Source organism: Streptomyces sp. NPDC025273 (assembly GCF_040638585.1).
Taxonomy (GTDB): Bacteria; Actinomycetota; Actinomycetes; order Streptomycetales; family Streptomycetaceae; genus Streptomyces; species Streptomyces cinereorectus.
Genome location: NZ_JBEZYP010000017.1, coordinates 126468 through 149660, shown reverse-complemented (window position 1 = coordinate 149660; position 23193 = coordinate 126468). Strand labels below are relative to the sequence as shown.

Annotated in this window: 20 protein-coding genes and 1 tRNA gene; 10 read left to right on the top strand and 11 right to left on the bottom strand. The window is 69.6% G+C overall.

Translation table 11 applies throughout. The features are described 5' to 3' along the window. Positions 1–92: 92 nt before the first annotated feature. Positions 93–2009 carry a molecular chaperone HtpG gene (htpG, locus tag AB0F38_RS25305; RefSeq protein ID WP_361897628.1) on the bottom strand — a complete coding sequence of 639 codons (1917 nt, stop codon included), beginning with the start codon at positions 2007–2009 and terminating at the stop codon, positions 93–95. Positions 2010–2071: 62 nt separating this feature from the next. Next, positions 2072–2812 carry a TetR/AcrR family transcriptional regulator gene (locus AB0F38_RS25300; protein WP_361897625.1) on the bottom strand — a complete coding sequence of 247 codons (741 nt, stop codon included), beginning with the start codon at positions 2810–2812 and terminating at the stop codon, positions 2072–2074. A 114-nt stretch (positions 2813–2926) separates the two neighbouring features. Between AB0F38_RS25300 and AB0F38_RS25295 the strand changes: the two genes are divergently transcribed. After that, positions 2927–3484, top strand: coding sequence for an NAD(P)H-dependent oxidoreductase (locus AB0F38_RS25295; protein WP_361897623.1), 558 nt, complete (start codon positions 2927–2929; stop codon positions 3482–3484). Between the two features lie 393 nt (positions 3485–3877). Here AB0F38_RS25295 and AB0F38_RS25290 read toward each other — a convergent pair whose 3' ends face one another. The 4 genes from AB0F38_RS25290 to AB0F38_RS25275 form a co-directional block, all read right to left on the bottom strand. Beyond that, complete coding sequence (locus AB0F38_RS25290) at positions 3878–5494, bottom strand: MFS transporter (protein WP_361897620.1); 1617 nt, start codon at positions 5492–5494, stop codon at positions 3878–3880. 309 nt (positions 5495–5803) lie between these two features. Next, positions 5804–7141 carry a hypothetical protein gene (locus AB0F38_RS25285; protein ID WP_361897617.1) on the bottom strand — a complete coding sequence of 446 codons (1338 nt, stop codon included), beginning with the start codon at positions 7139–7141 and terminating at the stop codon, positions 5804–5806. A 296-nt stretch (positions 7142–7437) separates the two neighbouring features. Next, positions 7438–7511 (bottom strand) — tRNA-Pro (locus AB0F38_RS25280). A gap of 110 nt (positions 7512–7621) precedes the next feature. Next, on the bottom strand, positions 7622–8560 hold the full coding sequence (locus AB0F38_RS25275) for a metallophosphoesterase (RefSeq protein WP_361897614.1): 939 nt from the start codon (positions 8558–8560) through the stop codon (positions 7622–7624). Positions 8561–8639: 79 nt separating this feature from the next. On the opposite strand from AB0F38_RS25275, the gene AB0F38_RS25270 reads away from it, so the two are divergent. Beyond that, on the top strand, positions 8640–9104 hold the full coding sequence (locus tag AB0F38_RS25270; RefSeq protein WP_361897611.1) for a GatB/YqeY domain-containing protein: 465 nt from the start codon (positions 8640–8642) through the stop codon (positions 9102–9104). A gap of 113 nt (positions 9105–9217) precedes the next feature. Here AB0F38_RS25270 and AB0F38_RS25265 read toward each other — a convergent pair whose 3' ends face one another. Beyond that, positions 9218–11452 (bottom strand): transglycosylase domain-containing protein, encoded by a 2235-nt coding sequence (locus tag AB0F38_RS25265; protein WP_361897609.1) that lies wholly within the window; start codon positions 11450–11452, stop codon positions 9218–9220. A 398-nt stretch (positions 11453–11850) separates the two neighbouring features. Here AB0F38_RS25265 and AB0F38_RS25260 point away from each other — a divergent pair, with 398 nt between their 5' ends. Next, positions 11851–12201 carry a WhiB family transcriptional regulator gene (locus tag AB0F38_RS25260; protein WP_361897606.1) on the top strand — a complete coding sequence of 117 codons (351 nt, stop codon included), beginning with the start codon at positions 11851–11853 and terminating at the stop codon, positions 12199–12201. Between the two features lie 36 nt (positions 12202–12237). On the opposite strand, the gene AB0F38_RS25255 is transcribed toward AB0F38_RS25260, so the two are convergent. After that, complete coding sequence (locus AB0F38_RS25255) at positions 12238–13677, bottom strand: ArsA family ATPase (protein WP_361897603.1); 1440 nt, start codon at positions 13675–13677, stop codon at positions 12238–12240. Next, a complete protein-coding gene (locus tag AB0F38_RS25250) occupies positions 13674–14705 on the bottom strand; it encodes an ArsA-related P-loop ATPase (RefSeq protein ID WP_361897600.1) in 1032 nt (343 codons plus the stop codon). The genes AB0F38_RS25255 and AB0F38_RS25250 overlap by 4 nt, the downstream gene beginning before the upstream one ends. A 71-nt stretch (positions 14706–14776) precedes the next feature. Between AB0F38_RS25250 and AB0F38_RS25245 the strand changes: the two genes are divergently transcribed. The 4 genes from AB0F38_RS25245 (at position 14777) to AB0F38_RS25230 (ending at position 17274) form a co-directional block, all read left to right on the top strand. Continuing rightward, positions 14777–14935, top strand: a complete 159-nt coding sequence (locus AB0F38_RS25245) for a DUF4177 domain-containing protein (RefSeq protein WP_019992579.1) — start codon at positions 14777–14779, stop codon at positions 14933–14935. Then, positions 14935–15405, top strand: coding sequence for a RidA family protein (locus AB0F38_RS25240; protein WP_361897597.1), 471 nt, complete (start codon positions 14935–14937; stop codon positions 15403–15405). Before AB0F38_RS25245 ends, AB0F38_RS25240 begins: the two co-directional genes overlap by 1 nt. A 118-nt stretch (positions 15406–15523) precedes the next feature. Beyond that, entirely contained in the window at positions 15524–16447 is a 924-nt protein-coding gene (locus AB0F38_RS25235) for an NUDIX hydrolase (protein ID WP_361897594.1), read from the top strand. Next, the gene (locus AB0F38_RS25230; protein ID WP_361897592.1) at positions 16444–17274 is read left to right on the top strand and encodes an MBL fold metallo-hydrolase; all 831 of its coding nucleotides are present in this window, start codon (positions 16444–16446) and stop codon (positions 17272–17274) included. Before AB0F38_RS25235 ends, AB0F38_RS25230 begins: the two co-directional genes overlap by 4 nt. Positions 17275–17363: 89 nt before the next feature. On the opposite strand, the gene AB0F38_RS25225 is transcribed toward AB0F38_RS25230, so the two are convergent. After that, entirely contained in the window at positions 17364–18038 is a 675-nt protein-coding gene (locus AB0F38_RS25225) for a Crp/Fnr family transcriptional regulator (RefSeq protein ID WP_014046869.1), read from the bottom strand. A gap of 403 nt (positions 18039–18441) precedes the next feature. On the opposite strand from AB0F38_RS25225, the gene nth reads away from it, so the two are divergent. From nth to AB0F38_RS25210, 3 genes are all read left to right on the top strand, one after another. Further along, complete coding sequence (nth, locus tag AB0F38_RS25220; RefSeq protein WP_361897589.1) at positions 18442–19332, top strand: endonuclease III; 891 nt, start codon at positions 18442–18444, stop codon at positions 19330–19332. An 82-nt stretch (positions 19333–19414) separates the two neighbouring features. Beyond that, positions 19415–20152: a CoA pyrophosphatase gene (locus tag AB0F38_RS25215; RefSeq protein ID WP_361897586.1), complete on the top strand. Its 738-nt coding sequence runs from the start codon at positions 19415–19417 to the stop codon at positions 20150–20152. A gap of 91 nt (positions 20153–20243) precedes the next feature. Beyond that, positions 20244–21449: a MarP family serine protease gene (locus tag AB0F38_RS25210; RefSeq protein WP_361897583.1), complete on the top strand. Its 1206-nt coding sequence runs from the start codon at positions 20244–20246 to the stop codon at positions 21447–21449. An 898-nt stretch (positions 21450–22347) separates the two neighbouring features. Here AB0F38_RS25210 and AB0F38_RS25205 read toward each other — a convergent pair. After that, on the bottom strand, positions 22348–22998 hold the full coding sequence (locus AB0F38_RS25205; protein WP_361897580.1) for an MOSC domain-containing protein: 651 nt from the start codon (positions 22996–22998) through the stop codon (positions 22348–22350). Positions 22999–23193 lie beyond the last annotated feature (195 nt).

Genomic DNA, 23193 nt, shown 5'->3' with positions numbered 1-23193 from the left:
CTTCGAGGGCGACGACGGCGACTCGGACACGGCCGGGTCGGACGAAGGGGACCCGGACGTCGGGGCCGCCCCGCCGCCGGGACACGGGGCGGTTACAGCGTGCGCTCCAGCCGGTCCGCCATCAGCCTGCTGAAGCGGGCCGGATCGGTCAGCTCGCCGCCGTCCGAGAGGATGGCCAGCCCGTGGACGAGCTCGGCCGCCTCGGCCAGCTGGTCGTCGGCGCCCTGCTCGGTGCCCCGTTCGGCGTAGGCCTTCTTCAGGCCGCCGATCAGGGCGTGCGAGGGGTTGAGTTCGAGGATGCGCTTGATCTGCGGCACTTCCTGGCCCATGGCGCGGTACATGTTCTCCAGCGCCGGGGTGACGTCGTGCGTGTCCGAGACGATGCAGGCCGGCGAGACGGTGAGCCGTGAGGACAGCCGCACCTCCTTCACGCTCCCGCCCAGCTGCTCGGTCATCCAGGCCAGCAGGCCGGCGTAGTCCTGCTGCTGCTTCTCGCGCTCGGCCTCGACCTCCTTCTTCTCCTCGTCGGTGTCCAGGTCGACTTCGCCCTTGGCGATGGACTGCAGCTGCTTGCCGTCGAACTGCGGCACGGACTGCACCCAGACCTCATCGACCGGGTCGGTCAGGAGAAGGACCTCGAAGCCCTTGGCGCGGAAGGCCTCCATGTGGGGAGAGCTCTCCATGGCGGCGCGCGACTCGCCCGTCATGAAGTAGATCTGCTCCTGCCCCTCCTTCATCCGCTCCACGTACGAGCGCAGAGTGGTCAGCCCCTCCTCGTCCTGGGTCGAGGCGAACGAGGAGATCTCGAGAAGTGTGTCGCGGTTCTCGAAGTCGTCGAGGAGGCCCTCCTTGAGGACCCGGCCGAATTCCTTCCACAGCGTCCCGTACTTCTCCGGGGCGGCGGACATCATGTCCTTCACCGTCGACAGCACCTTCTTGACCAGGCGCCGCCGCATCAACTCGATCTGGCGGTCCTGCTGCAGGATCTCGCGCGACACGTTGAGCGAAAGGTCCTGGGCGTCGACCACACCCTTCACGAAGCGGAGGTACGTCGGCATGAGCGCTTCGCAGTCGTCCATGATGAACACGCGCTTGACGTAGAGCTGGACCCCGCGCTTGTGCCCCTGCATGAACAGGTCCTGCGGTGCGTGGGACGGCAGGAAGAGCAGCGCCTGGTATTCGAAAGTGCCCTCCGCCTGCATGCGGATCGTTTCGAGCGGGTCGGTCCAGTCGTGGCTGATGTGCTTGTAGAGCTCGCTGTACTCTTCGTCGGTCACGGAGCTCCTGGACCGGGCCCACAGCGCCTTCATCGAGTTGACCGTCTCGGTGCCGGGCTCGGCTCCGTCCTCGCCCGCCGTTGTGGTGGCCATGCGGATGGGCCAGGTGATGAAGTCCGAGTACCGCTTGACGATCTCCCTGAGCTTCCAGGGCGACGTGTAGTCGAAGAGCTGGTCCTCGGCGTCCTCCGGCTTGAGTCGCAGGGTGACCGTGGTGCCCTGCGGGGCGTCGTCGACGGACTCGACGGTGTACGTTCCCTCGCCGCTGGAATTCCAGCGCGTTCCGTGGCTCTCGCCCGCGCGACGGGTCAGCAGCGTGACCTCGTCGGCCACCATGAAGCTGGCGTAGAAGCCGACACCGAACTGCCCGATGAGCTCTTCGGAGGTCGCGGAGTCCTGGGCCTCCTTCAATTCCTTCAGGAACTTGGCCGTACCGGAGTTCGCGATCGTCCCGATCAGCTGCACGACCTCGTCGTGCGACATCCCGATCCCGTTGTCGCGAACGGTCAGCGTGCGCGTCTCGGTATCGGCCTCGACGGCGATATGGAGGTCGGACGTATCCGCCTGGAGCGTGTCGTCGCGGAGAGTTTCCAGTCGCAGCTTGTCCAGCGCGTCCGAAGAATTGGAGATGAGCTCGCGCAGAAATACATCCTTGTTCGAGTAAATCGAATGGATCATCATCTGCAGGAGCTGGCGCGCTTCTACCTGGAACTCGAATGTCTCGGCCGGCATGGGTGCGGGTTCCCTTTCTGGGGGTGAGTCGTCTGGGCCGGGACAATCGTAGCCAGCCCGCGTCAATCCCAGGACCGGTTCGGGAGCCCTGTGAAGTCGCCCTGCGAGGGCGGGTGTTCGCGGTCGGACCGCGGGGTCCCAGGAGTCGGCTCGCGTGCTGCCCCGAGCCGGGTGACCAGGTCGTGCCAACCCTGGTCCAACTCCTCGATCGGTATCCCCCGTTGCCTGGTCAGGTGGTGGACCAGGGCAGCGTCTATCGATCCCAGCAGGGTGTGCGCGAGCAGCTCCGTATTGCCTTCCACGCGGGCGCCGCGCAGCAGCATGGCGACATGACTGAGACGCAGGCGGTGCGCCGGAACGGCGTAGGCGCGCAGCGGGTCGGTCCGGGAGGCCAGTATCAGGTCGTGGTGATCACGTTCGTGGCGCATGACGGCGGGCCCGAAGGCGTGCAGCCGGTCAGCGGCGGGGGCGTCCGGACCCATGGGCGGTGGCCCTGACAGGAAGGTGGCCTGGAGCAGCCCCTCGCGGTGGTCGAGCAGTGCGATGAGCAGGCCGGTGCGGTCGCCGAAGCGCCGGAAGACGGTGCCTTTGCCCACCCCGGCGGCCGCGGCCACCGATTCCATGGTCAGGTTGGCGGCTCCGCGGTCGGCCATGAGGCGTGAGGCGGCGTCCAGCAGGCGGGTGCGGTTGCGTGCCGCGTCCGATCGCAGCTGCTCGGGTTCGCCGACGGTGGAGAGCGTGAGAGGCGGCCGCGCCTCGCCCGGGTCGGGCAGCCAGGGCAGCGGGGGAACGGAACCGGTCATGGCTTCAGGGTAGCCCCGGGAGAAGGTAAGTGGACCGTGGTCCGCTTAAGTGCTACAACTTTAAACGGACCACGGTCCGCTTACTTCGCTGTCTCCGTCTCCCAGGAGTTCCCCATGTCCGTACGCATCCTCGCCCTCGTCGGCAGCCTCCGCTCCGGTTCCCACAACCGCCAGCTCGCCGAGGCCGCGGTGAAGCACGCCCCCGAGGGCGCCGCTGTCGAGCTGTTCGAGGGCCTGGCCGACGTGCCCTTCTACAACGAGGACATCGACGTCGAGGGCAGCGTCCCGGTTGCCGCCGCCCACCTGCGTGAGGCGGCCGGCAAGGCCGACGCCTTCCTGCTCTTCTCGCCCGAGTACAACGGCACCATGCCGGCCGTTCTGAAGAACGCGATCGACTGGCTGTCGCGCCCCCACGGTGCCGGAGCCCTCACCGGCAAGCAGGTCGCCGTCGTCGGCACCGCCTTCGGCCAGTTCGGTGGTGTGTGGGCCCAGGACGACGCCCGCAAGTCGGTCGGCATCGCGGGAGGAGTGGTTCTGGAGGACGCCAAGCTCTCCATCCCCGGCTCCGTGACCCGCTTCGCCGAGACCCACCCGGCCGATGACACCGAGGTGGTCGCCTCGCTCACCGAGGTCATCCGCCAGGTCGCCGAGCGGCCCGTCGCGGCTGCCTGACGCTTTTCGCCCCCGGCGGGGCGCGCCGAGGATGATGCGCCGTCGCCGGGGGGCGGTCGCGACGGCGCGGGCCCGTGCCGGCCACTCGGCTCCAGGACGATCAGGCCCCGACAGACACGTGTCCGGACCGAGCGCCCCTCGCCGTCCGGGGCCGCGAGCCCCTCGGCGACCTCGATCCGGAAACCACGGGGGTCGAAGTGTGGTTCCCCCGATACCGGGGCGGTCCATGCCGCGGCCCGAAACGCCCGGTTCCACGTCTGTGGCGCAGCGCCGGAGGTGGTAGCGGTCCGGGCGACACGGGGACGCGTACCCGTCCTTACAGGAGGCCCGGGACCTGAGCCGTCCGCGTCAACCGCACGCACGCACAGCGGCTGATCTAGCTGTTGCCCGCGGCTACGCCTTGGCCGAGCCGGGCTGGGTCGTCGGGATCCGATGGGTGAAGAACAGCGAGACCAGTGCGGAGAGCGCGAGGACGGCGAGTGCGGCGCGCAGGCTCTCGACGCGTGCCTCGGCGTTCGCGTCGAGCGCGGCCTCGGTCACCTCCGCGGTGGCGTCGGCGTCGTCGAGGACAGTCTTGAGCTGGGCGTTCGACAGGAAGGGGGCGCCGCTCTGGAGCTGGACGCTCGCCTGTTCCTTGACCGGGTCGGGGACAGCCGGGTTCTGTTCGATGCTGGTGAGGAACGAGGTGGTCAGCGTGGCGATCAGGATCGACCCGGCGAGAGCCGTACCGATCGAGGCCCCGAGGTTGGTGACGGAGTTCTGGATGCCGCCGACTTCCGCGCTCTGCTGATCCGGCACCGCGGACACGGTGACCGAGCCGAGCTGGGAGGCGAGCGCGCCCATGCCCAGCCCGATCAGCAGCAGTGGAACCGTGACGACTTCCGCGCCCGCGTCCGCGTCGAGCGCGGCCATCAGGACCACCGCCCCGGCGAGCATCGCCAGGATCCCGAGCCGCACGACCTGCCGGGGTGAGACGTCGGGAAGGAGACGCGGGATCAGGACCGCGGCCGCCAACAGCGTCAGGGAGAGCGGCAGGATGCGCGCTCCGGTCTGGAGCGCCGACAGGCCGAGTGCGACCGACAGATAGAGCGGAACGACGAAGAACACGCCCATCTGCACGAGGTACTGGAAGAAGAACATCGTCAGGCCGCCGGTGAGCTGCTTGTTGCCCAGCAGTGCCGGCTCCACGAGCGGCTCCCTGCCCCGTTGGACGAGACGGTCCTCCCAGCGGAGGAAAAACCAGATGAGGAACAGGCCCGCGAGCATCAGCCACACGACCGGTGAGATGCCCAGCCATGAGGGCGCGTCGGGTTTCGGCCGGAACCAGCCCCACTGGTCCGAGCGCAGGACACCGAACACGAAGATCCCGAGTCCCAGGGAGGAGAGTGCTGCCCCGACGAGGTCGATGCGCGGACGCCTGTCGGGCGCCGCGTCGGCGACCCGCCGCGTGAGCATCAGGATGCCGAGGACGAGGACCACCTCCCCGGCGAACACCCAGCGCCAGGAGAAGTACGTCGTGGCCACACCTCCGATGAGCGGCCCCACGGCGATGGCTACGGCCCCGGCGGCGGCGACGAGCCCGTAGGCGGCGGGGCGGCGCTCCACGGTGAAGTTGCCGGCCACGAGCGCGACGATCGCCGGCAGGATCAATGCCGCGCCGATTCCCTCCAGCAGCGCCCAGCCGACCAGGAGCACCGGCAGGTTCGGGGCGAGCGACGTGGTCAGCGACCCGCATCCGTAGATGACGCAGCCGATCATGAACGCTCGCTTGCGGCCGATCAGCGCGCCGACCTTGCCACCGGGAATCATGAGCATGGCCATCACGAGCGTGTACGCCGTGATCGCGCCCTGGATCCCGGTCACGGTCGAGTCCACGTCCTCGGCCACTGTGGCGATCGACACGTTCATGACAGAGCTGTCGAGCGCCATCAGGAACTGGCCGGAGGCGAGCGTCAGCAGGACGACCCGCGATGTGGTCGAACTGTCCTGTGTGTCCGTTCTGGGGGTCATGGCCGTATTGTGGCGATGATTGCGGAGAACCGATTCACGACCCGCCATGGAGATCGGCCGGTAGCCGGGCCGATGCTCCGGTATGTCGCCGACCCGGCTCTTTCGCCGAACGCCTCAGGCAGTGCGGGCCGTCGACGCAGACCGGGTTATCCCGCCGGGCGGGCGGTGTTCACTGCCGGGTTCACGGCGAACGGCAGGGGATCTCTGTGGGCCGCGCCCCATGCGGGTCACCCCGACCGGTTCGGCCGCGGCGCACTGATTGCGGCCGAGCATCTTGCGCGGGGCGGGCTCGGGCCATCGGGGCGTGCCTCAGTGAGCGGCGCCGTCGGCGCGGGAGTCGGCGGGCGGTGTTGCGCCGACGTCCAGGAACTCGAGGACGGCGAAGCCGACCAGCGTGATGACCGCCGTCCACACCACGACCATGGTGGTCGGGTAGGACCAGGTGAACAGGACGATCGCGGCGACAAGGATGATGGTGACGCCGATCCAGCGCTTGGATCGGTGCACGAACCGCCCGACCGCACCCAGGCGGAGCCCCGCCGACACCGCCACGTCGCGCAGCGCGGCAATGCTCCTGCGACAGCCCGTACGGGTGAGGAAGGCGAGACGGGACGGGCCGGCGAGGAACGCGCCGACGGCGGTGAAGAGGGCAACCGCAGCGAGCGCCCGCACTCCGGCGCGCAGGAACTTGACCAGTGCGTCGTACACGGCTCCGGCGGCCGGCTGGGAGGTCCCGGAAGGCAGCCGGTCGAGGTAGATGTCACGCACGACGGTCAGGGAGACACCCAGGACCAGCATGGCGACGAACACTGCCACCGCGGCCCCGATCAGCGCGTGCCGGCGGTTGAACGCCACGTGCACCCCCGCGGCGGCGGTCAGCAGGGCGATGACGGGCAACCAGCCGCCGAGGATCTCCAACACTCGTAGATTGGTCTTCACCTCGCCGATGTCCTTCGACTCGAAGACCACGAAGTCCGTATGAACGTCCGGGATCTTCGCGGCGGGCGGGAAACCGGCGCTGACCAGTTGTTCCCTCACCTGGGCGACGATCGGAGCCACGTCGATGGCGACCTGGTCGTTCTCCAGCGAGACCGTGCCATCGGCTTGACCCGTCAGGGCCTTGTCGAGCGCGGTGTGCGCCGCGCGGTTGCCGTTCACCCAGACCCGCTCGAAGGTACTGCTGGTGACCACCCGCTCCGCCGTGCTGCTGACCAGCTGTTTCAAACCGCTTTCGATCGGCTCGTCCAGGGTGCCCAGCAATTCGGCCACACGCGGCGGGACGCCCTTCTGTGAAGCCGCGTCGCTCAGTTCCTTGACCAGCGCGTGCACGTCCACCTGCGCCAGCACGGCGGCGGTGACCCGGTTGGCGACCGCCTTCTGCACCTCGGGATCGCCGGCCAGCGGTCCGACAGTGGCAACGTAGCGACCGGTGTCCTGCACGATGCTGTTCGTCCACACCGCGACGACGGACAGCAGCGACAGCAGTGCGGCGAAGAGAATCAGCAGTACGGAGCCGGCGGATCGGAAGGGGTGGTGCCGCGCCGCCTGTGGCGGTCCGGCGCTCTCCAGGGCACTCAACCGGTTCCGCAGTTCTTCCAGTTCGCCGTACTCTCCGGCCGAGCGCTCCGCACCCCCGCTGTGACTCATGGCCACGAGTAGATCCGTGGGGCGCGGAACGCGCGCCCCGGACGAACCAGGCGGGTGACGGTCCACCGAGGACGCCCCGGCCGGCCTGTGCGCGTTCTCCAGCCCTCCGGCCAGGAGACTTCGAGCCGCACAGTCATTGGGTGTGGCGGATTTCGCCGCGGACGGTCTGCACAGTGATCAGGTGACCCGTGGCGGAGTCCACGGAGCTTGGGAACCGACTCACCGAACAGCCCCAGAAACCACTCAGGGGCCCGACCCGCGATGCGGATCAGGCCCCTGACCTGGTGTTTCAGCTGTCGGGGTGGCGGGATTTGAACCCACGACCTCTTCGTCCCGAACGAAGCGCGCTGCCAAGCTGCGCTACACCCCGATGTCCACCGATTGTCTCGGCGACATCGATTACTTTAGCCCACCGGCGCCCGGAGGCGAAATCCGGTTTTTGTCGCGGACGGCGGGCACGGAGGTGAGCGCCCGTGACCGTCAGTCGCGTGGCGTCAGCGTCAGGAGGGTCGCCTCCGGCGGGCAGGCGAAGCGGACCGGGGTGTAGCGGTTCGTGCCGCAGCCGGCCGAGACGTGGAGGTAGGAGCGCTTGTCGCCCACCGTGTGGCGGGAGAGGCCCTTCACCCGGTCCGTGTCCAGGTCGCAGTTGGTGACGAGGGCCCCGTAGAAGGGGATGCAAAGCTGGCCGCCGTGGGTGTGGCCCGCCAGGATCAGCGGGTAGCCGTCCGCCGTGAAGGCGTCCAGGGAGCGCAGATACGGGGCGTGGACCACGCCGATCGAGAGGTCGGCACCCGCTTCGGGGCCGCCCGACACCTCGGCGTAGCGGTCCCGCTTGATGTGCGGGTCGTCCAGACCCGTGAACGCGATCTCCAGCCCGTCCTGCTTGAGGTGGCCCCGGGTGTTGGTCAGGTTCAGCCAGCCCGCCGCGTCGAACGCGTCGCGCATCGGCTCCCAGGGGTTGTGGACGACGCCGGCCGCCGGAGCATTTCCGTTGAGCCCGTGCTTGCCCTGCATCTTCTCCAGGAGGTATAGGGCAGGGTTGCGGAGCTTGGGGCCGTAGTAGTCGTTGGAGCCGAAGACGTACACGCCGGGGAACTCCATCAGCGGACCGAGCGCGTCGAGCAGCTCCGGCACGCCCTCCGTATCGGAGAGGTTGTCGCCGGTGTTCACGACGAAGTCCGGGCGCAGGCCCGCCAGCGACTGCAGCCAGGCGCGCTTCTTGCGCTGGCCGCTCACCATGTGGATGTCGGATACCTGGAGCACGCGCAACGGGCGTGCCCCGTCCGGGAGTACGGGAATCGTGATCCGTCGCAGGCGGAACGAGCGCGCCTCGAATCCGGCGGCGTATACGAGGCCGGCGGCGCCGACCGCAGCGCCGACTGCCGTGACTTTCAGGGGTACTCCGTAGCGTGCGCGCATGTGCCCATCGTCGCAGACACGGTGGGGCGGGAGGAAAACAGGAGGGCGGCAGGTGCCCCGTACCTGTCACAATCGCCGCATGACCACGCTCAAGTCCAAGCTCAAGGAAGACCTCACCACGGCCATGAAGGCGCGTGACGAGCTCACCTCGTCCACCCTCCGGCTCACCCTCACCGCGATCACCAAGGAAGAGGTCAGCGGCAAGTCCGCGCGCGAGCTCTCCGACGACGAGGTGCAGAAGGTGATCGCCAAGGAGGCGAAGAAGCGCCGTGAGGCCGCCGAGGCCTTCGCGCAGGGCGGCCGGGCCGAGCAGGCGGAGCGGGAGAAGGCGGAGGGCGAGCTGCTCGACGCGTACCTGCCCAAGCAGCTCTCCGACGATGAGCTGAACGCGATCGTCACGCAGGCCGTCGAGGAGGCCCGGGCAGCCGGCGCCGAGGGGCCGCGGGCGATGGGCGCCGTCATGAAGATCGTCAGCCCGAAGGTGACGGGGCTCGCCGAGGGCGGCCGGGTGGCCGCCACCGTGAAGAAGCTCCTCGCGGGCTGAGGGAGGCGCGGCGGGGTCGATCCGCCGGCCGGGAGACCCGGCGGGACGTACGTACGAGAGGAGGGGCGCTCCCGAGCCGGGAGCGCCCCTCCTCTCATACGTGGACCAGGTGATCAGGGACCGTTGCCGCCGCCGCGCGGGCCGCCGTCATTGCCGCCGATCATGCCGGGCGGGAGGGTGATCCCGCCGGTGGTGTCATTGCCGGGCTTGTCGTTGTTGCCGCCGCCGTTGTCCTCGTCGCGGCTCCCGTCCTTCTCCGGGTCCGCCTTCTCCTTGCCGCGAGGCACCGCGATCGGATGGAAGGACGGGGTCTCCGAGGCGGTCAGCGCGCCGGTCATCGCGGTCTTCCAGATGGGACCGGGCAGACAGCCACCGCAGACCTTCTCGTAGTACTGACCACCGATGTTGATGTTGTACATCTTGGTGGTCTTCTCGCCGATGTCGTCCCCGACCCACACCGCCGTGGAGAGGTTCGGGGTGTAGCCGACGAACCAGGCGTCCAGACGGTCGTTCGTCGTACCGGTCTTGCCCGCGTTGTCGCGGTCGGTGAGACCGGCCAGCGTGCCGGTGCCGTCCTCGACCACGCCCTTGAGCATCTGGCTGATCGAGTCCGCCGTCGGCTCGCTCATGGCGCGGGAGCACGTCGACTTCGGCACCTCGATCGCCTTGTCGTCGGCGTCGGTGATCGACTCGATGGCGATCGGCGAGCAGTACGTGCCCCGGTTGGCGAACGTGGCGTACACGGAGGCCATCGACAGCGGGGTGCTCACCTCACCGCCGAGGGTGATCGAGGCGTTCTCCTCGATCTCCTTGCCGTCGCCCCGCTCGTAGCCGACCTTCTTCGCCATCTCGACCGTCTCGCAGAGCCCGGTCTTCTGCTCCAGCAGGGCGAAGTAGGTGTTGATGGACTTGCCGAGCGCGCTCGTCATGTCCCACGAGCCCTTCTCGGACTCCAGCTCGTTCTGCAGGTCCCAGTTGTCGCTGCCGGTGGGGGCACCCGAGCAGTCGCGGTAGGAGCTCTTGGGCACCGAGAGCTTCCAGCCGGTGGAGAAGCTCGTCGCCGGGGTGATGCCCTTCTCCAGGGCCGCGGCGGCGGTGATCGGCTTGAAGGTCGAGCCGACCTGGAAGCCGTAGGTGCTGCCGCCCATCTTGTTGCTGACGGCGAGGTTCAGCACCGTCTCGTGCTGCTTCTGGTCCAGGCCGTACGGGCGGGACTGGCCCATGGAGAGGATCTTGCCGGTGCCGGGCTGGACCTGGACGACCGAGGCCGCGACCTTGTCGTCCTTGTAGACCTTCGAGGTCGCCGCCTCGTTCGCGGCCTCCTGCGCACGCGGCGAGAGGGTGGTCTTGATGGTCAGACCACCGAGGTTCCAGAGCTTGGAGCGCTCTTCCTCGGTCTTCCCGAAGGCCGGGTCCGTGAGGATGGTCTTGCGTACGTAGTCACAGAAGAACCCGGAGCCGCTGACGGCCGTGATGCAGCCGTTCTGCGGCTTCTTGACCTTCAGGTCGATCGGGGCGGCGATGGCCTTGTCGGCCTCGCTCTGCGAGATGTCGCCGACGGCCGCCATGCGCTGCAGCACGGTGTTGCGACGCTTGGTCGCCTCCTCCGTGTCGTTGACCGGGTCGTAGCGGCTCGGCGACTGCACGAGACCGGCCAGCAGCGCGGCCTCCTCCAGCTTCAGGTCCTTGGCGTGCTTGGAGAAGTAGCGCTGCGACGCGGCCTCGATGCCGTAGGCCTGCTGCCCGAAGAACGTGATGTTGAGGTAGTTCTCCAGGATCTTCTTCTTGCCGAGCTCTTCCTCGACCTGGATCGCGTACTTGAGCTCGCGGACCTTGCGGCCCAGGGTCTGCTGCGTGGCCTCGGCGACCTTGTCCGGGTCGTCGCCCGCCTCCTCGACGAAGACGTTCTTGACGTACTGCTGGGTGAGCGTCGACGCGCCCTGCGCGGCCCCGCCGGCCTGCACGTTGCGGTTCATCGCGCGCAGGATGCCCTTGAGGTCCACCGCGCCGTGCTCGTAGAAGCGCGAGTCCTCGATCGCGATGATCGCGTCCTGCATGTACGGCGAGATGTCCTTGAGCGGGACGACGGTGCGGTCGCGTGAGTAGACCGTGGCGATCGCGCCGCCCTCGTTGTCCAGGATCGTGGTCCGCTGGCTCAGCGGCGGAGTCTTGAGGTTGGAAGGGATCTCGTCGAATCCCTCGACCGTCCCCTTCGCGGCGAGCCCCAGTGCTCCGGCGGCCGGCAGCGCGATGCCCGCCAGCACGACTCCGGAGAGTGCGGCGACACCGAGGAACTTGGCGGCCTGCTGGGTCGTCGTGAGACCCCCGCCTGAGCGCTTCTTTGGCATAGGGGCAGCCTACGTTCTCATTCGCCGGACACACGTATAGGCCTTGGCCTAAGCTGCTCTCAACTGTCACAGCTGACCGATTTCGTATCAACCCCTGTGCACGGCCCCTGAACAAATTCAGCCACTCGCCGAGGCGCTCCCGAATTCGCCCCGCGTGTCACTGAATGTCCGTTGCTTCATGGGCACCCTGTCCCGATTTAGTCGGGATGTTCACGTATGTCCTCGCCTCACTCCTCTGGGTGATCTGCCGCCTACGCATAGTCCGTTCGGACCATTCAAGATTGGGCCCGAAGGGGGTGTTGCGCTGTCGCCACCTTCCGTAACGTCCTCAACTGGCAGCGGTGAATATGCCGTTGTCGCCGTGGGGGAGCCTCGATTCGGGAGAGGACGGCGCCGGCATGGGCTGGGTAACCGACTGGAGTGCGCAGGCAGCCTGCCGCACTACCGATCCGGATGAATTGTTCGTACAAGGGGCAGCGCAGAACAGGGCCAAGGCGGTGTGCACCGGTTGCCCGGTGCGGACCGAGTGCCTGGCCGATGCGCTGGACAATCGCGTCGAGTTCGGCGTGTGGGGCGGAATGACGGAGCGGGAGCGCCGCGCACTGCTGCGCCGACGGCCCACCGTCACGTCCTGGCGTCGCCTGCTGGAGACCGCGCGCAGTGAGTACGAGCGGTCCACGGGCATGTTGCCCGCAGCGGTGGGCCTGGACGACGACGAGCTGCAAGAGACGTACGCCGCCGTGGGGTAGACCCCTGCGGGATCCCGGCGTCGTGTCCCACGCAGCTCAGGCCGGAGCGGAACCGGTCGCGAGCCGTTCCCCGATGGCCCGTAGGCCTGCGAGGTCGTGCACATCACCGGGGAGCGCGGCCACCTCGGTCACCGGGACCTCGGGGTGGATCGCGGTGAAGCGGTCACGTGTGTGCTGCTCGCGCGCCACGACCTGCATCCGCTCGGCGTGCAGCCGCAGCAGACTGGCGGTCAGTTGCTCGACGGATACGTCGGGCACGGTGACGGGTACGGCGGTGGCGTCTTCGTCTGCGGCGTGCGTGAGCGGCCCGGACGGCTCAGGCGACTTTCGGTCATGCGGATCGGGGTCGTGCGACGTTCTCCCGTGCTGTTCGGGGGCAGGCGACTTCGGGTCGTGCGGCTCGTCCGGAGGGGAATCGTGCGCAGTCGTCTCGCCGCTGTGCTCAGGGGGGAGTGGTGGCTCGGAGGCATCGGGAGAGGTGACGGCCGCCGGGTCCCACAGGCCAGCCTTCCCGGCCGTCTGATCCACAATGCCGACGCCTTCAAGATTTTCTGCGGCGGCCAGCGCCCGCTCCGCGGAGAGCCGTGCGGCCTGGCTGCCGTGCACCCGGTTGAGAACGAGACCGGCCAGCGGCATCTCCTCCGCGGCCAGCCGTTCCACGAAGTACGCTGCCTCGCGCAGCGCGTCCCGCTCCGGCGTCGCGACCACCAGAAACGCCGTGCCAGGGGCCTGGAGCAGCTTGTACGTGGCATCGGCCCGGGTGCGGAATCCGCCGAACATGGAGTCCATCGCCGTGACGAAGGTCTGTACGTCGCGGAGGAACTGCCCGCCGAGCAGCTTGCCGAGCGTCCCCGTCATCATTGACATGCCGACATTGAGGAACTTCATCCCGGCCCGCCCGCCGATCTTCGCCGGGGCGATCAGCAGCCGGATGAATTTCCCGTCGAGGAACGAGCCGAGACGTTTCGGCGCGTCCAGGAAGTCCAGTGCGGAGCGGGACGGCGGGGTGTCGACGATGATCAGGTCCCACTCGTCGCGCGCCCTCAGCTGCCCGAGCTTCTCCATCGCCATGTACTCCTGTGTGCCAGCGAAACCGGCCGACAGGGACTGGTAGAACGGGTTCTCCAGGATCGCGCGGGCCCGCTCGGCGTCCGTGTGCGCCTCGACGGTCTCGTCGAAGGTGCGCTTCATGTCGAGCATCATGGCGTGGAGTTCGCCGTCGCCGCCGATGTCCTCGACCCGGCGCGGGATGTTGTCGAGCTGGTCGATGCCCATGGACTGGGCGAGCCGGCGGGCCGGGTCGATGGTGAGGACGACCACCTTGCGGCCGCGCTCGGCCGCCCGTACACCGAGCGCCGCTGCGGTCGTGGTCTTGCCGACGCCACCCGAACCGCAGCACACGACGATCCGGATCCCCCGGTCGTCGAGGAGCGCGTCGGTGTCCAGCCCCGGTGCGATGTCCGTGCCCAGTGTCATGACCCCACCCCTTGTCCGGAGCGGGACGCGCCCCCGGCGGGCCCCTGCCCCGCCTCGTCCGCCGTCTCCTCGCCCACACCCTGTTTACGGAACTCCGCCGCCAGGTCGTACAGCGCGGACAGGCTCACACCCTCGCCCATCAGCGGCAGCTCGACGGTGGGCAGCCCGAGCCCGGCCAGTACCGCACGCTGCTCGCGCTCCAGGCCCACCCGCTGGGCATGCTCGGCGGCCTGCTCGACCAGCGGCCGCACGAGCCCTGCCGAGCCGGTCACGCCCGACCTGGTCAGCGCCTTCGCGATCTCCTTGCGACGACCCCCGGACGCCGTGCGCAGCGCGTCCTCGTCCAACAGGTGCGGCCGCACCATGTTCACGACGACGCGTCCCACGGGCAGTTCCGCGGCCCGCAGCTCCGCGATGCCGTCCGCGGTCTCCTGGACCGGCATCTCCTCCAGGAGTGTCACCAGGTGGACCGCCGTCTCGGGGGACTTCAGGACCCGCATCACGGCCTGCGCCTGATTGTGTATCGGGCCGATCCGGGCCAGCCCCGCCACCTCGTCGTTCACGTTGAGGAAGCGGGTGATGCGGCCCGTGGGCGGAGCGTCCATGATCACGTGGTCGTAGACGAACCTGCCCTGCTTGTCCTTGCGCCGCACGGCCTCGCAGGCCTTGCCGGTCAGCAGGACGTCCCGGACGCCGGGCGCGATGGTGGTGGCGAAGTCGATCGCGCCGAGCTTCTTCAGCGCCCGGCCGGCACCGCCCAGCTTGTAGAACATCTGGAGGTAGTCCATCAGCGCCCGCTCGGCGTCGATCGCCAGGGCGTGGACCTCCCCGCCGCCCGGCGCCACGGCGATCTTGCGTTCCTCGTACGGAAGGGCTTCGGACTCGAAGAGCTGGGCGATGCCCTGTCTGCCCTCGACCTCGACGAGGAGCGTGCGCCTGCCCCCGGCCGCGAGGGCGAGCGCGAGTGCGGCGGCGACCGTGGTCTTACCGGTACCGCCCTTGCCGCTGACGACCTGGAACCTGCTCACGTCTTCGAGCCTAACCAGTCGGCGGGCAGCCTACGCACGAGGCCGCCTGTGCCAGGCATTACAGTCGGCTCATGACCAAGTGGGAATACGCGACCGTGCCCCTTCTCGTGCACGCGACCAAGCAGATTCTGGACACCTGGGGCGAGGACGGCTGGGAGCTGGTCCAGGTCGTTCCCGGCCCGAACAACCCCGAGCAGCTCGTGGCCTACCTGAAGCGGGAGAAGCCGTAGTGGCGGGCGCCGTCGAGGCGAAGCTCGCCGAGCTCGGCCTGACGCTCCCTGACGTCGTCCCGCCGCTGGCCTCGTACCAGCCGGCCGTGCGGTCCGGGGTGTACGTGTACACCTCCGGCCAGCTGCCGATGGTGGACGGCAAACTCGCGGTGACGGGCAAGGTCGGCGCCGAGGTGACGCCGGACGAGGCCAAGGAGCTGGCGAAGACCTGCGCGCTGAACGCCCTGGCGGCCGTGAAGTCGGTCGCCGGCGACCTGGACCGGATCGCCCGGGTCGTGAAGGTCGTGGGCTTCGTCGCCTCGGCCTCCGACTTCACCGGGCAGCCGGGCGTGGTCAACGGCGCGAGCGAGCTGCTGGGCGCCGTCCTGGGCGACAAGGGTGTGCACGCCCGCAGTGCCGTGGGCGTCGCCGTACTGCCGCTGGACGCACCGGTGGAGATCGAGGTGCAGGTCGAGCTCGTCGAGGCCTGAGCCCGTACCTCCCGCTGCCCGCCCGGTCTCCGTGACCGGGCGGGATCATGCGTGTACGGGGCAGCGGCAAGGCCGTACGCCCCTCGAACATCGGCGCTGTTCCGGATAGCCTCCGGCCATGTCCAACGGTCAGTGGTACCCACCGGAATGGCCCGCCCGGATCAGGGCCCTCGCCAGCGGCGAGCTGACAGCCGTGCGCCCCAGGCGGGCGGCCACGGTGATGCTGCTGCGGGACGACGCGTCCGGGGCGGGGACCCCCGGTCCCGCCGTCCACATGCTGCGCCGGCGCACCTCCATGGCCTTCGCCGGGGGTGCGTACGCCTATCCGGGTGGCGGCGTCGACCCGCGCGACGACGACCACCTCGTGGACTGGGCGGGACCGTCCCTTCAGACCTGGGCGGAGCGGCTGGGCGTGGACACGGTCACCGAGGCACAGGCCGTCGTCTGCGCGGCGGTCCGGGAGACGTACGAGGAAGCGGGCGTCCTGCTGGCCGGATCCACCGCGGACACCGTCGTGAGCGACACCACGGGCGCCGACTGGGAGGCCGACCGTGAGGCCCTCGTAGCCCGCGAGCTGTCCTTCGCCGGTTTCCTCGACCGCCGGGGCCTGGTGCTGCGCTCCGACCTGCTGGGCGCATGGGCCCGCTGGATCACTCCGGCATTCGAACCGCGCCGGTACGACACCTGGTTCTTCGTCGCGGCGCTGCCGGAAGGGCAACGCACCCGGAACGCCTCGACCGAGGCCGACCGGACGGTCTGGATCCGGCCCGGTGACGCCGCGGACCGCTACGACCGGGGCGAACTGCTGATGATGCCGCCCACCGTGGCCACGCTGCGGGCACTGAGCCCGTACGGTACGGCCGCCGAGGCGCTGGAGGCAGCGGATTCCCAGAGCCTCGCTCCCGTACTGGCAGAGGCCCGGATGGAGGGCGGCGAGCTGGTGCTGAGCTGGCCCGGGTACGCCGAGTTCACCCAGCACATCCCTTCCGTCCCCGTCTCCGCGGACGGCGGAGGCACCGGCACGGACGGCGGCACCGCATGAGCGACGCGGCAGCCCTGCCCGGACAGCCCCGCGGCGGGGTGCTCTCCGGCTCTGCCACCACCCGTACGGTCAACGTCCTGGCCCCCAACGCCTCGGCGATGACGCTGGACGGCACCAACACCTGGATCGTCGCGGAGCCGGACTCCGACCTCGCGGTCGTGATCGATCCGGGGCCGCTCGACGACACGCACCTGCGGACCGTCATCGACGCCGCGGAGAGGGCGGGGCGGCGCATCGGTCTCACCCTGCTCACCCACGGCCACCCCGACCACGCGGAGGGCGCGGCCCGCTTCGCCGAACTCACGCGTACGAAGGTGCGCGCCCTGGACGCGGCCCTGCGGCTCGGGGACGAGGGGCTGACGGCCGGTGACGTGATCACCACGGGAGGGCTCGAGCTCCGGGTCGTCCCCACCCCGGGACACACCGCGGACTCGCTCTCCTTCCACCTGCCCGCCGACCGGGCGGTGCTGACGGGCGACACGATCCTCGGGCGCGGCACGACGCTCGTCGCGCACCCGGACGGGCGGCTCGGCGACTACCTGGACACACTGCGGCGGCTGCGTTCGCTGACCGTCGACGACGGGGTCCACACGGTGCTTCCCGGGCACGGGCCGGTGCTGGAGGACGCCCAGGGGGCCGTCGAGTTCTACCTCGCTCACCGGGCGCACCGCCTCGCCCAGGTCGAGACGGCCGTGGAGGCCGGACACCGGACGCCCGCGGAGATCGTGGCCACGGTGTACGCGGACGTGGACCGTTCCCTGTGGCCGGCGGCGGAGCTGTCGGTACGGGCCCAGCTGGAGTACCTGACCGAGCGCGGCCTGATCTGAGTCACGGCCCGCAGGGCTGCCCCCGGGCACGCGCAAGGGCCCCACCGCACGGTGAGGCCCTTTCGGTGAGCGTACGAGGCAGGGCGGCGTCAGCGGGACCGCTTCGCCAGCCGCTCCACGTCCAGCAGGATCACGGCCCGGGCCTCGAGCCGCAGCCAGCCGCGGCCCGCGAAGTCGGCGAGGGCCTTGTTGACCGTCTCGCGGGAAGCGCCGACCAGCTGGGCCAGCTCCTCCTGGGTCAGGTCGTGCACCACGTGGATGCCCTCCTCCGACTGGACGCCGAAGCGACGCGACAGATCGAGGAGCGCGCGGGCGACGCGGCCCGGCACGTCGGAGAAGACCAGGTCGGACATCTGGTCGTTGGTCTTGCGCAGCCTGCGGGCGACGGCCCGCAACAGGGCGGTGGCCACCTCGGGACGGGCGTTCAGCCAGGGCTGGAGGTCACCGTGGCCGAGGCCGAGGAGCTTGACCTCGGTGAGCGCCGTCGCGGTCGCGGTGCGCGGACCCGGGTCGAAGAGTGACAGTTCCCCGATGAGCTCGCCGGGGCCGAGGACGGCCAGCATGTTCTCCCGGCCGTCGGGGGAGGTGCGGTGGAGCTTCACCTTGCCTTCGGTGACCACATACAGGCGGTCGCCCGGGTCGCCCTCGTGGAACAGCGCGTCACCGCGTGCGAGGGTCACCTCACTCATCGAGGCGCGGAGCTCCGCGGCCTGCTCATCATCGAGCGCCGCGAAAAGCGGGGCGCGCCGCAGAACGTCGTCCACGAGTTCTCTCCTTGTCGGCCTGTTCAGGGAACCGTGGTCCCCATGATGCCGGACGGTAAAACAGTGCGATCGATCACAAACCAGTTTGACGCACGGGCGTGCCGGGCCCTACGGCAGGGGGCTGATTGGGCGTGGATGAGCGGTGACCGGGGCAGATGTCAGCCCCTGGCTCTAGGCTGGCCGGGTGTCCGGAACGCCGGTGGGAGCGCAGGCAGAGAGGGCTGATGGGGTGCCGGAAGACGGAAATTCCGCTGTGGGTGAACAGCCTGCGCGAAGTCGGAGAAAAGCGACAGAACTCCCTGAGGCAGAGTCGGGCAGGCCCGCCGAGCCGGCCGCACAGGGTGCCGGTGCGCCGCGATCGACGGGGACGCCGCGCGCAGCCGGTGCGACTCGGTCCCGGCCGGTGAAGAAGACCGCGAAGAAGGCTGTGAAGAAGTCGGTGACAGAGCCCACGACCGGGCCCGCGAAGAAGCCCGCGAGGAAGGCGGCGGCGGAGCCCACGACCGGCACCGCGAAGAAGCCCGGTAAGCCGGAGTCGCATCTCGCCATGGTCCGGCGCGCCCGTCGGATCAACCGCGAACTCGCCGAGATCTATCCGTACGCGCACCCCGAGCTGGATTTCCGCAATCCTTTCGAGCTTCTGGTCGCCACGGTGCTCTCCGCCCAGACCACCGACCTGAGGGTCAACCAGACCACTCCCGCGCTCTTCGCCGCCTACCCGACTCCCGAGGACATGGCCGCCGCCGTCCCCGAGGAGCTGGAGGAGATCATCCGGCCGACCGGATTCTTCCGGGCCAAGGCGCGGTCCCTGATAGGGCTGTCGGCATCCCTCCGGGACAATTTCGGCGGCGAGGTCCCGGGCCGCCTCGAGGATCTCGTGACCCTGCCCGGCGTCGGCCGCAAGACGGCCAACGTCGTGCTCGGCAACGCGTTCGGTGTGCCCGGCATCACCGTGGACACCCACTTCGGCCGACTGGTCCGCCGCTGGAGGTGGACCGAGCAGGAAGACCCGGAGAAGGTCGAGGCGGAGGTCGCCGAGATCTTCCCGAAGAGCGAGTGGACCATGCTCTCGCACCGCGTCGTCTTCCACGGCCGCCGCATCTGCCACTCCCGCAAGCCGGCCTGCGGGGCCTGCCCGGTCGCCCCGCTCTGCCCGGCGTACGGCGAGGGCGAGACGGATCCCGAGAAGGCCAGGAAGCTCCTGAAATACGAGATGGGCGGCTATCCGGGACAACGGCTCAGCCCGCCCCCGGACTATCCGGGCAGCCCCGCCCCACCCTTGGGAGCCGGGTGAACGACACCACTCCCGCGGGTGGTGCAGGGGGCCGCTCGGAACGAATCCGCCGACGGCAGGCGTTGGAACGACGGGGGTGCACATGACGCACGCACAGAGCACACGGGCCGCGCTGGGAGCGGTCACCACAGGGACGAGCGCGCCCCACGACAGCGCGATCACCGTCACCACAGAAGGGCTGCCCGGCTGGCTCGACCCCGTGGCCCGGGCGGCACGGAGCGTCCGGGCCCAGCAGCTCAGCCAGTTCCTGCCGCCCGAGAGCGGGGCCGGACGCCAGTCCGCGGTGCTGATCCTCTTCGGCGAGGGCGAGTGCGGGCCCGAGCTGCTCCTGATGGAGCGCTCCAGCTCCCTGCGCTCCCATGCGGGCCAGCCGTCCTTCCCGGGGGGCTCGCTCGACCCGGAGGACGGCGACCGTGCCACCACCGGACCGCTCAGGGCCGCGCTGCGGGAGGCCCAGGAGGAGACGGGCCTCGATCCGGGGGGTGTCCAGCTCTTCGGTGTGCTGCCCCGGCTCTACATCCCGGTCAGCAGCTTCGTCGTCACACCCGTCCTCGGCTGGTGGCGGGAGCCGAGCCCGGTGGGAGTGGTTGATCCTGCCGAGACCGCCAGGGTCTTCACCGTCCCCGTGGCGGATCTCACGGATCCGGCCAACCGCGCGACAGCGATCCATCCGAGCGGTCTGCAAGGCCCGGCATTTCTGGTCGAATCCGCACTGGTCTGGGGTTTCACGGCCGGCGTGATCGACCGGATCGTGCACTACGCGGGGTGGGAACGCCCCTGGGACCGGACCAAGCAGGTGCCGCTCGACTGGCGCGCATGACAGGCTGACTCCCGTGCTGCGCTGTTCCGGGCCTGGCCCGGACCCCGTCGAACCGGACGGGCCAGGTGACGAATCTGCGAGGCTATAGACGGTGAACGTGCTGGACATCCTGCTGCTGGTCGGTGCCGTGTGGTTCGCGGTCATCGGCTACCGCCAGGGTTTCGTCGTCGGGATCCTGTCCGTGATCGGCTTCCTGGGGGGCGGCCTGGTCGCCGTCTACCTGCTGCCGGTGATCTGGGACCGGCTGACCGACGGATCGGAAGTCTCTTCCACCGCCGCCGTCGTCGCGGTCGTGATCGTGATCGTCTGCGCCTCCGTCGGCCAGGCCTTCACCACGCATCTGGGCAACAGACTCCGCAGATACATCACGTGGTCGCCGGCGCGCGCCCTGGACGCCACCGGCGGTTCCCTGGTCAACGTGGTGGCCATGCTGCTCGTCGCCTGGCTGATCGGCTCCGCACTCGCGGGCACGACACTGCCGACGCTGGGCAAGGAGGTCCGTAGCTCCTCGGTCCTGCTCGGAGTCTCCAGGGTGATGCCCGATCAGGCCTCCAACTGGTTCACGGACTTCTCCTCCGTCCTCGCGCAGAACGGCTTCCCGCAGGTCTTCAGCCCGTTCGCCAACGAGCCCATCACCGAGGTCAAGGCCCCGGATCCGGCCCTGGCGGGCAGCCCCGTCGCCGCCCGCGCCAAGAAGTCCATCGTCAAGGTCGTCGGCATGGCACCGAGCTGCGGAAAGGTCCTCGAAGGCACCGGCTTCGTCTTCTCGGACCGACGCGTGATGACCAACGCCCATGTGGTGGGCGGCGTCGACGAGCCGACCGTCCAGATCGGCGGCGAAGGCCGGCTGTACGACGCGAAGGTCGTCCTCTACGACTGGGCGCGGGACATCGCCGTGCTCGACGTCCCGGACCTCGACGCGAAGCCGCTGCGCTTCACCGACACCGAGAACGACGCCGAGAGCGGTGACGGCGCGATCGTCGCCGGCTTCCCGGAGAACGGCGCCTACGACGTACGCTCCGCCCGCATCCGCGGCCGCATCGACGCCGACGGCCCGGACATCTACCACCGGGGCACCGTGCAGCGCGATGTCTATTCGTTGTTCGCGACCGTCCGCCAGGGCAACTCCGGTGGCCCGCTGCTGACTCCGGACGGCAAGGTGTACGGAGTGGTGTTCGCGAAGTCGCTCGACGACCCGGACACGGGGTACGCCTTGACGGCCGACGAGATCCGCGAGGACATCGAGCTCGGCAGGTCCGCGGCCCAGCAGGTCGACAGCCAGGGCTGCGCGCTCTAGACGATCGATTCCGAGGGGTGCGGTGGTCGTAGGCGGCCGGTGCGCGCATGACGGGCCGGCCGGTGTGATCGTTGTGCCGGAGGCCGGCGAGAGGAGCCGCTGCAGGACGCGGACCGTCACCCCCCCGGGGTCCGGCCGCCGGTGGCGGTCGCGGTCGAGCCGGCCTTTGAGGGACTCGTTGATCGACCCGGTCGCCTGCCGAAGCGGCTTGAACACGTGTGACCAGGCTTGCTCGGCCTCGCCCTTGCGGGCCGGCGGCAACAGCGGATGTCCCCGCGAGCTGGCGTTCGCAGTCCCCCGAAGTGGCTCATGTCGCCGATCAACGTCTACCCTGCCCGGCCGGTGAGCAGGCCGGGCTCGACTTCGAACATGGCGGGCAAGGTCCCGTGCTCGTCGGCCTCGCCCCGGTCAGCGCGAAGGCGGCGGACAGGCCGTGCGGCATGCGCACCAGGGGCAGCGGCAGGCCCCGAAGAACCGCGAATGGCCGGCTCCGTAGCCGTACTCGGCCCATTCGGCAAGGTCGGAGGGTTTGACGGTCTCGCGCGAGCGCTCGCACTCCACCGAGGGGAGTCCACCACCCACACGGCAACGGTCCACAGCGTGGTGTCGATGGCCAGCAGGAGTATGACCTGCTGGATCAGGCCGGTGTACCTGCGCAGCCGCTCGTTGTGGCCGGGCTGCCGGGGCGGGTGCACGGGAACAGGTGCCGCACGCGGGCGCGGGCATGACGGATCCAGCGTGCCTCGGGTGTGAGGGCGAGCAGCGCCTGTATCACTGCCAGGGTCACCAGCTCCGCGTCGTGCGCCGCGGTGCACCATGCCCGCCTTCGGTCGGTACGGGGCCAGTTGCGGGTGAAAGCCTTCACCATGGGCGCGGTCGAACGCCTGAACTCGCTCGTCTACGCGGTGATACGTCTGCGGGCCCGTTCCTTGTCCTCTTCCGGCAGCGCGTCGGCGACCAGCAGCCGCGGCAGCAGTTCCGGTTCCCGTGTCATCGCGCGGAACGCGAGCGCGACGGTCACGTCGTGGTCGGGCCGGTACACGATCCGCACCGGGTCGGCGGCACGGATGTCGCCCGGCTCGACCACACGCAGATACGCGCCCGGCAGCGCGGCCTGCGTGAACCGCTTGATCCAGCCGTCACGCTCCAGCCAGCCCTGGAACGTCGCACACGGGATCCGCGGGCACGACACCTCCAGGACGACATCCGGCCCGATGCGCCAGCGCTCGCCGATCAGAGCACCGTTGACGTCCAGGCCGACAGTCGAGAGATTCTCCCCGAAGACGCCGTTCGCCAGCGGCTTGCCCAACTCGGCCTCCCACCGGTCGAGGTCCTCGCGGGCGTAGGCGTAGACGGCCTGGTCGCAGCCACCATGGTGCTGCACGTCGTAGACCCGATCGCCGACGAGACCGACCGTGCCGGTGCCCTTGGGGCCAGGGGCGGCCACGGCGACCGGGCCGTCAACGGGCCGCTTGTCGATACCCGTGGCGCTGAGACCCTTCCAGGGGTTGGGGCGTGGCCTGCCGACATTGACGGAGAGCAGCTGCATGGAGGCGACGGTACGGTCCGCTGCACCCGAAAGGCGACACATTTCCCCGCCACCGCGGCCCTTGCGGGGTGCACGGTGCCATCGAGGCCGCTCCCTCGGCGGGGTGATGGTCCGTCTCCTGCGGCGGGCTCGCGCTGACCGCCGGGTTCGGCACGACGAGCAACGAGCACACAGGCCGGCCGGTCATCGGGAACT

Bases quoted from the DNA above. Each gene is read 5' to 3' on its own strand.
- htpG (WP_361897628.1), bottom strand. From the start codon at position 2,009: ATGCCGGCCGAGACATTCGAGTTCCAGGTAGAAGCGCGCCAGCTCCTG.
- AB0F38_RS25300 (WP_361897625.1), bottom strand. From the start codon at position 2,812: ATGACCGGTTCCGTTCCCCCGCTGCCCTGGCTGCCCGACCCGGGCGAG.
- AB0F38_RS25295 (WP_361897623.1), top strand. From the start codon at position 2,927: ATGTCCGTACGCATCCTCGCCCTCGTCGGCAGCCTCCGCTCCGGTTCC.
- AB0F38_RS25290 (WP_361897620.1), bottom strand. From the start codon at position 5,494: ATGACCCCCAGAACGGACACACAGGACAGTTCGACCACATCGCGGGTC.
- AB0F38_RS25285 (WP_361897617.1), bottom strand. From the start codon at position 7,141: ATGAGTCACAGCGGGGGTGCGGAGCGCTCGGCCGGAGAGTACGGCGAA.
- AB0F38_RS25275 (WP_361897614.1), bottom strand. From the start codon at position 8,560: ATGCGCGCACGCTACGGAGTACCCCTGAAAGTCACGGCAGTCGGCGCT.
- AB0F38_RS25270 (WP_361897611.1), top strand. From the start codon at position 8,640: ATGACCACGCTCAAGTCCAAGCTCAAGGAAGACCTCACCACGGCCATG.
- AB0F38_RS25265 (WP_361897609.1), bottom strand. From the start codon at position 11,452: ATGCCAAAGAAGCGCTCAGGCGGGGGTCTCACGACGACCCAGCAGGCC.
- AB0F38_RS25260 (WP_361897606.1), top strand. From the start codon at position 11,851: ATGGGCTGGGTAACCGACTGGAGTGCGCAGGCAGCCTGCCGCACTACC.
- AB0F38_RS25255 (WP_361897603.1), bottom strand. From the start codon at position 13,677: ATGACACTGGGCACGGACATCGCACCGGGGCTGGACACCGACGCGCTC.
- AB0F38_RS25245 (WP_019992579.1), top strand. From the start codon at position 14,777: ATGACCAAGTGGGAATACGCGACCGTGCCCCTTCTCGTGCACGCGACC.
- AB0F38_RS25235 (WP_361897594.1), top strand. From the start codon at position 15,524: ATGTCCAACGGTCAGTGGTACCCACCGGAATGGCCCGCCCGGATCAGG.
- AB0F38_RS25230 (WP_361897592.1), top strand. From the start codon at position 16,444: ATGAGCGACGCGGCAGCCCTGCCCGGACAGCCCCGCGGCGGGGTGCTC.
- AB0F38_RS25215 (WP_361897586.1), top strand. From the start codon at position 19,415: ATGACGCACGCACAGAGCACACGGGCCGCGCTGGGAGCGGTCACCACA.
- AB0F38_RS25205 (WP_361897580.1), bottom strand. From the start codon at position 22,998: ATGCAGCTGCTCTCCGTCAATGTCGGCAGGCCACGCCCCAACCCCTGG.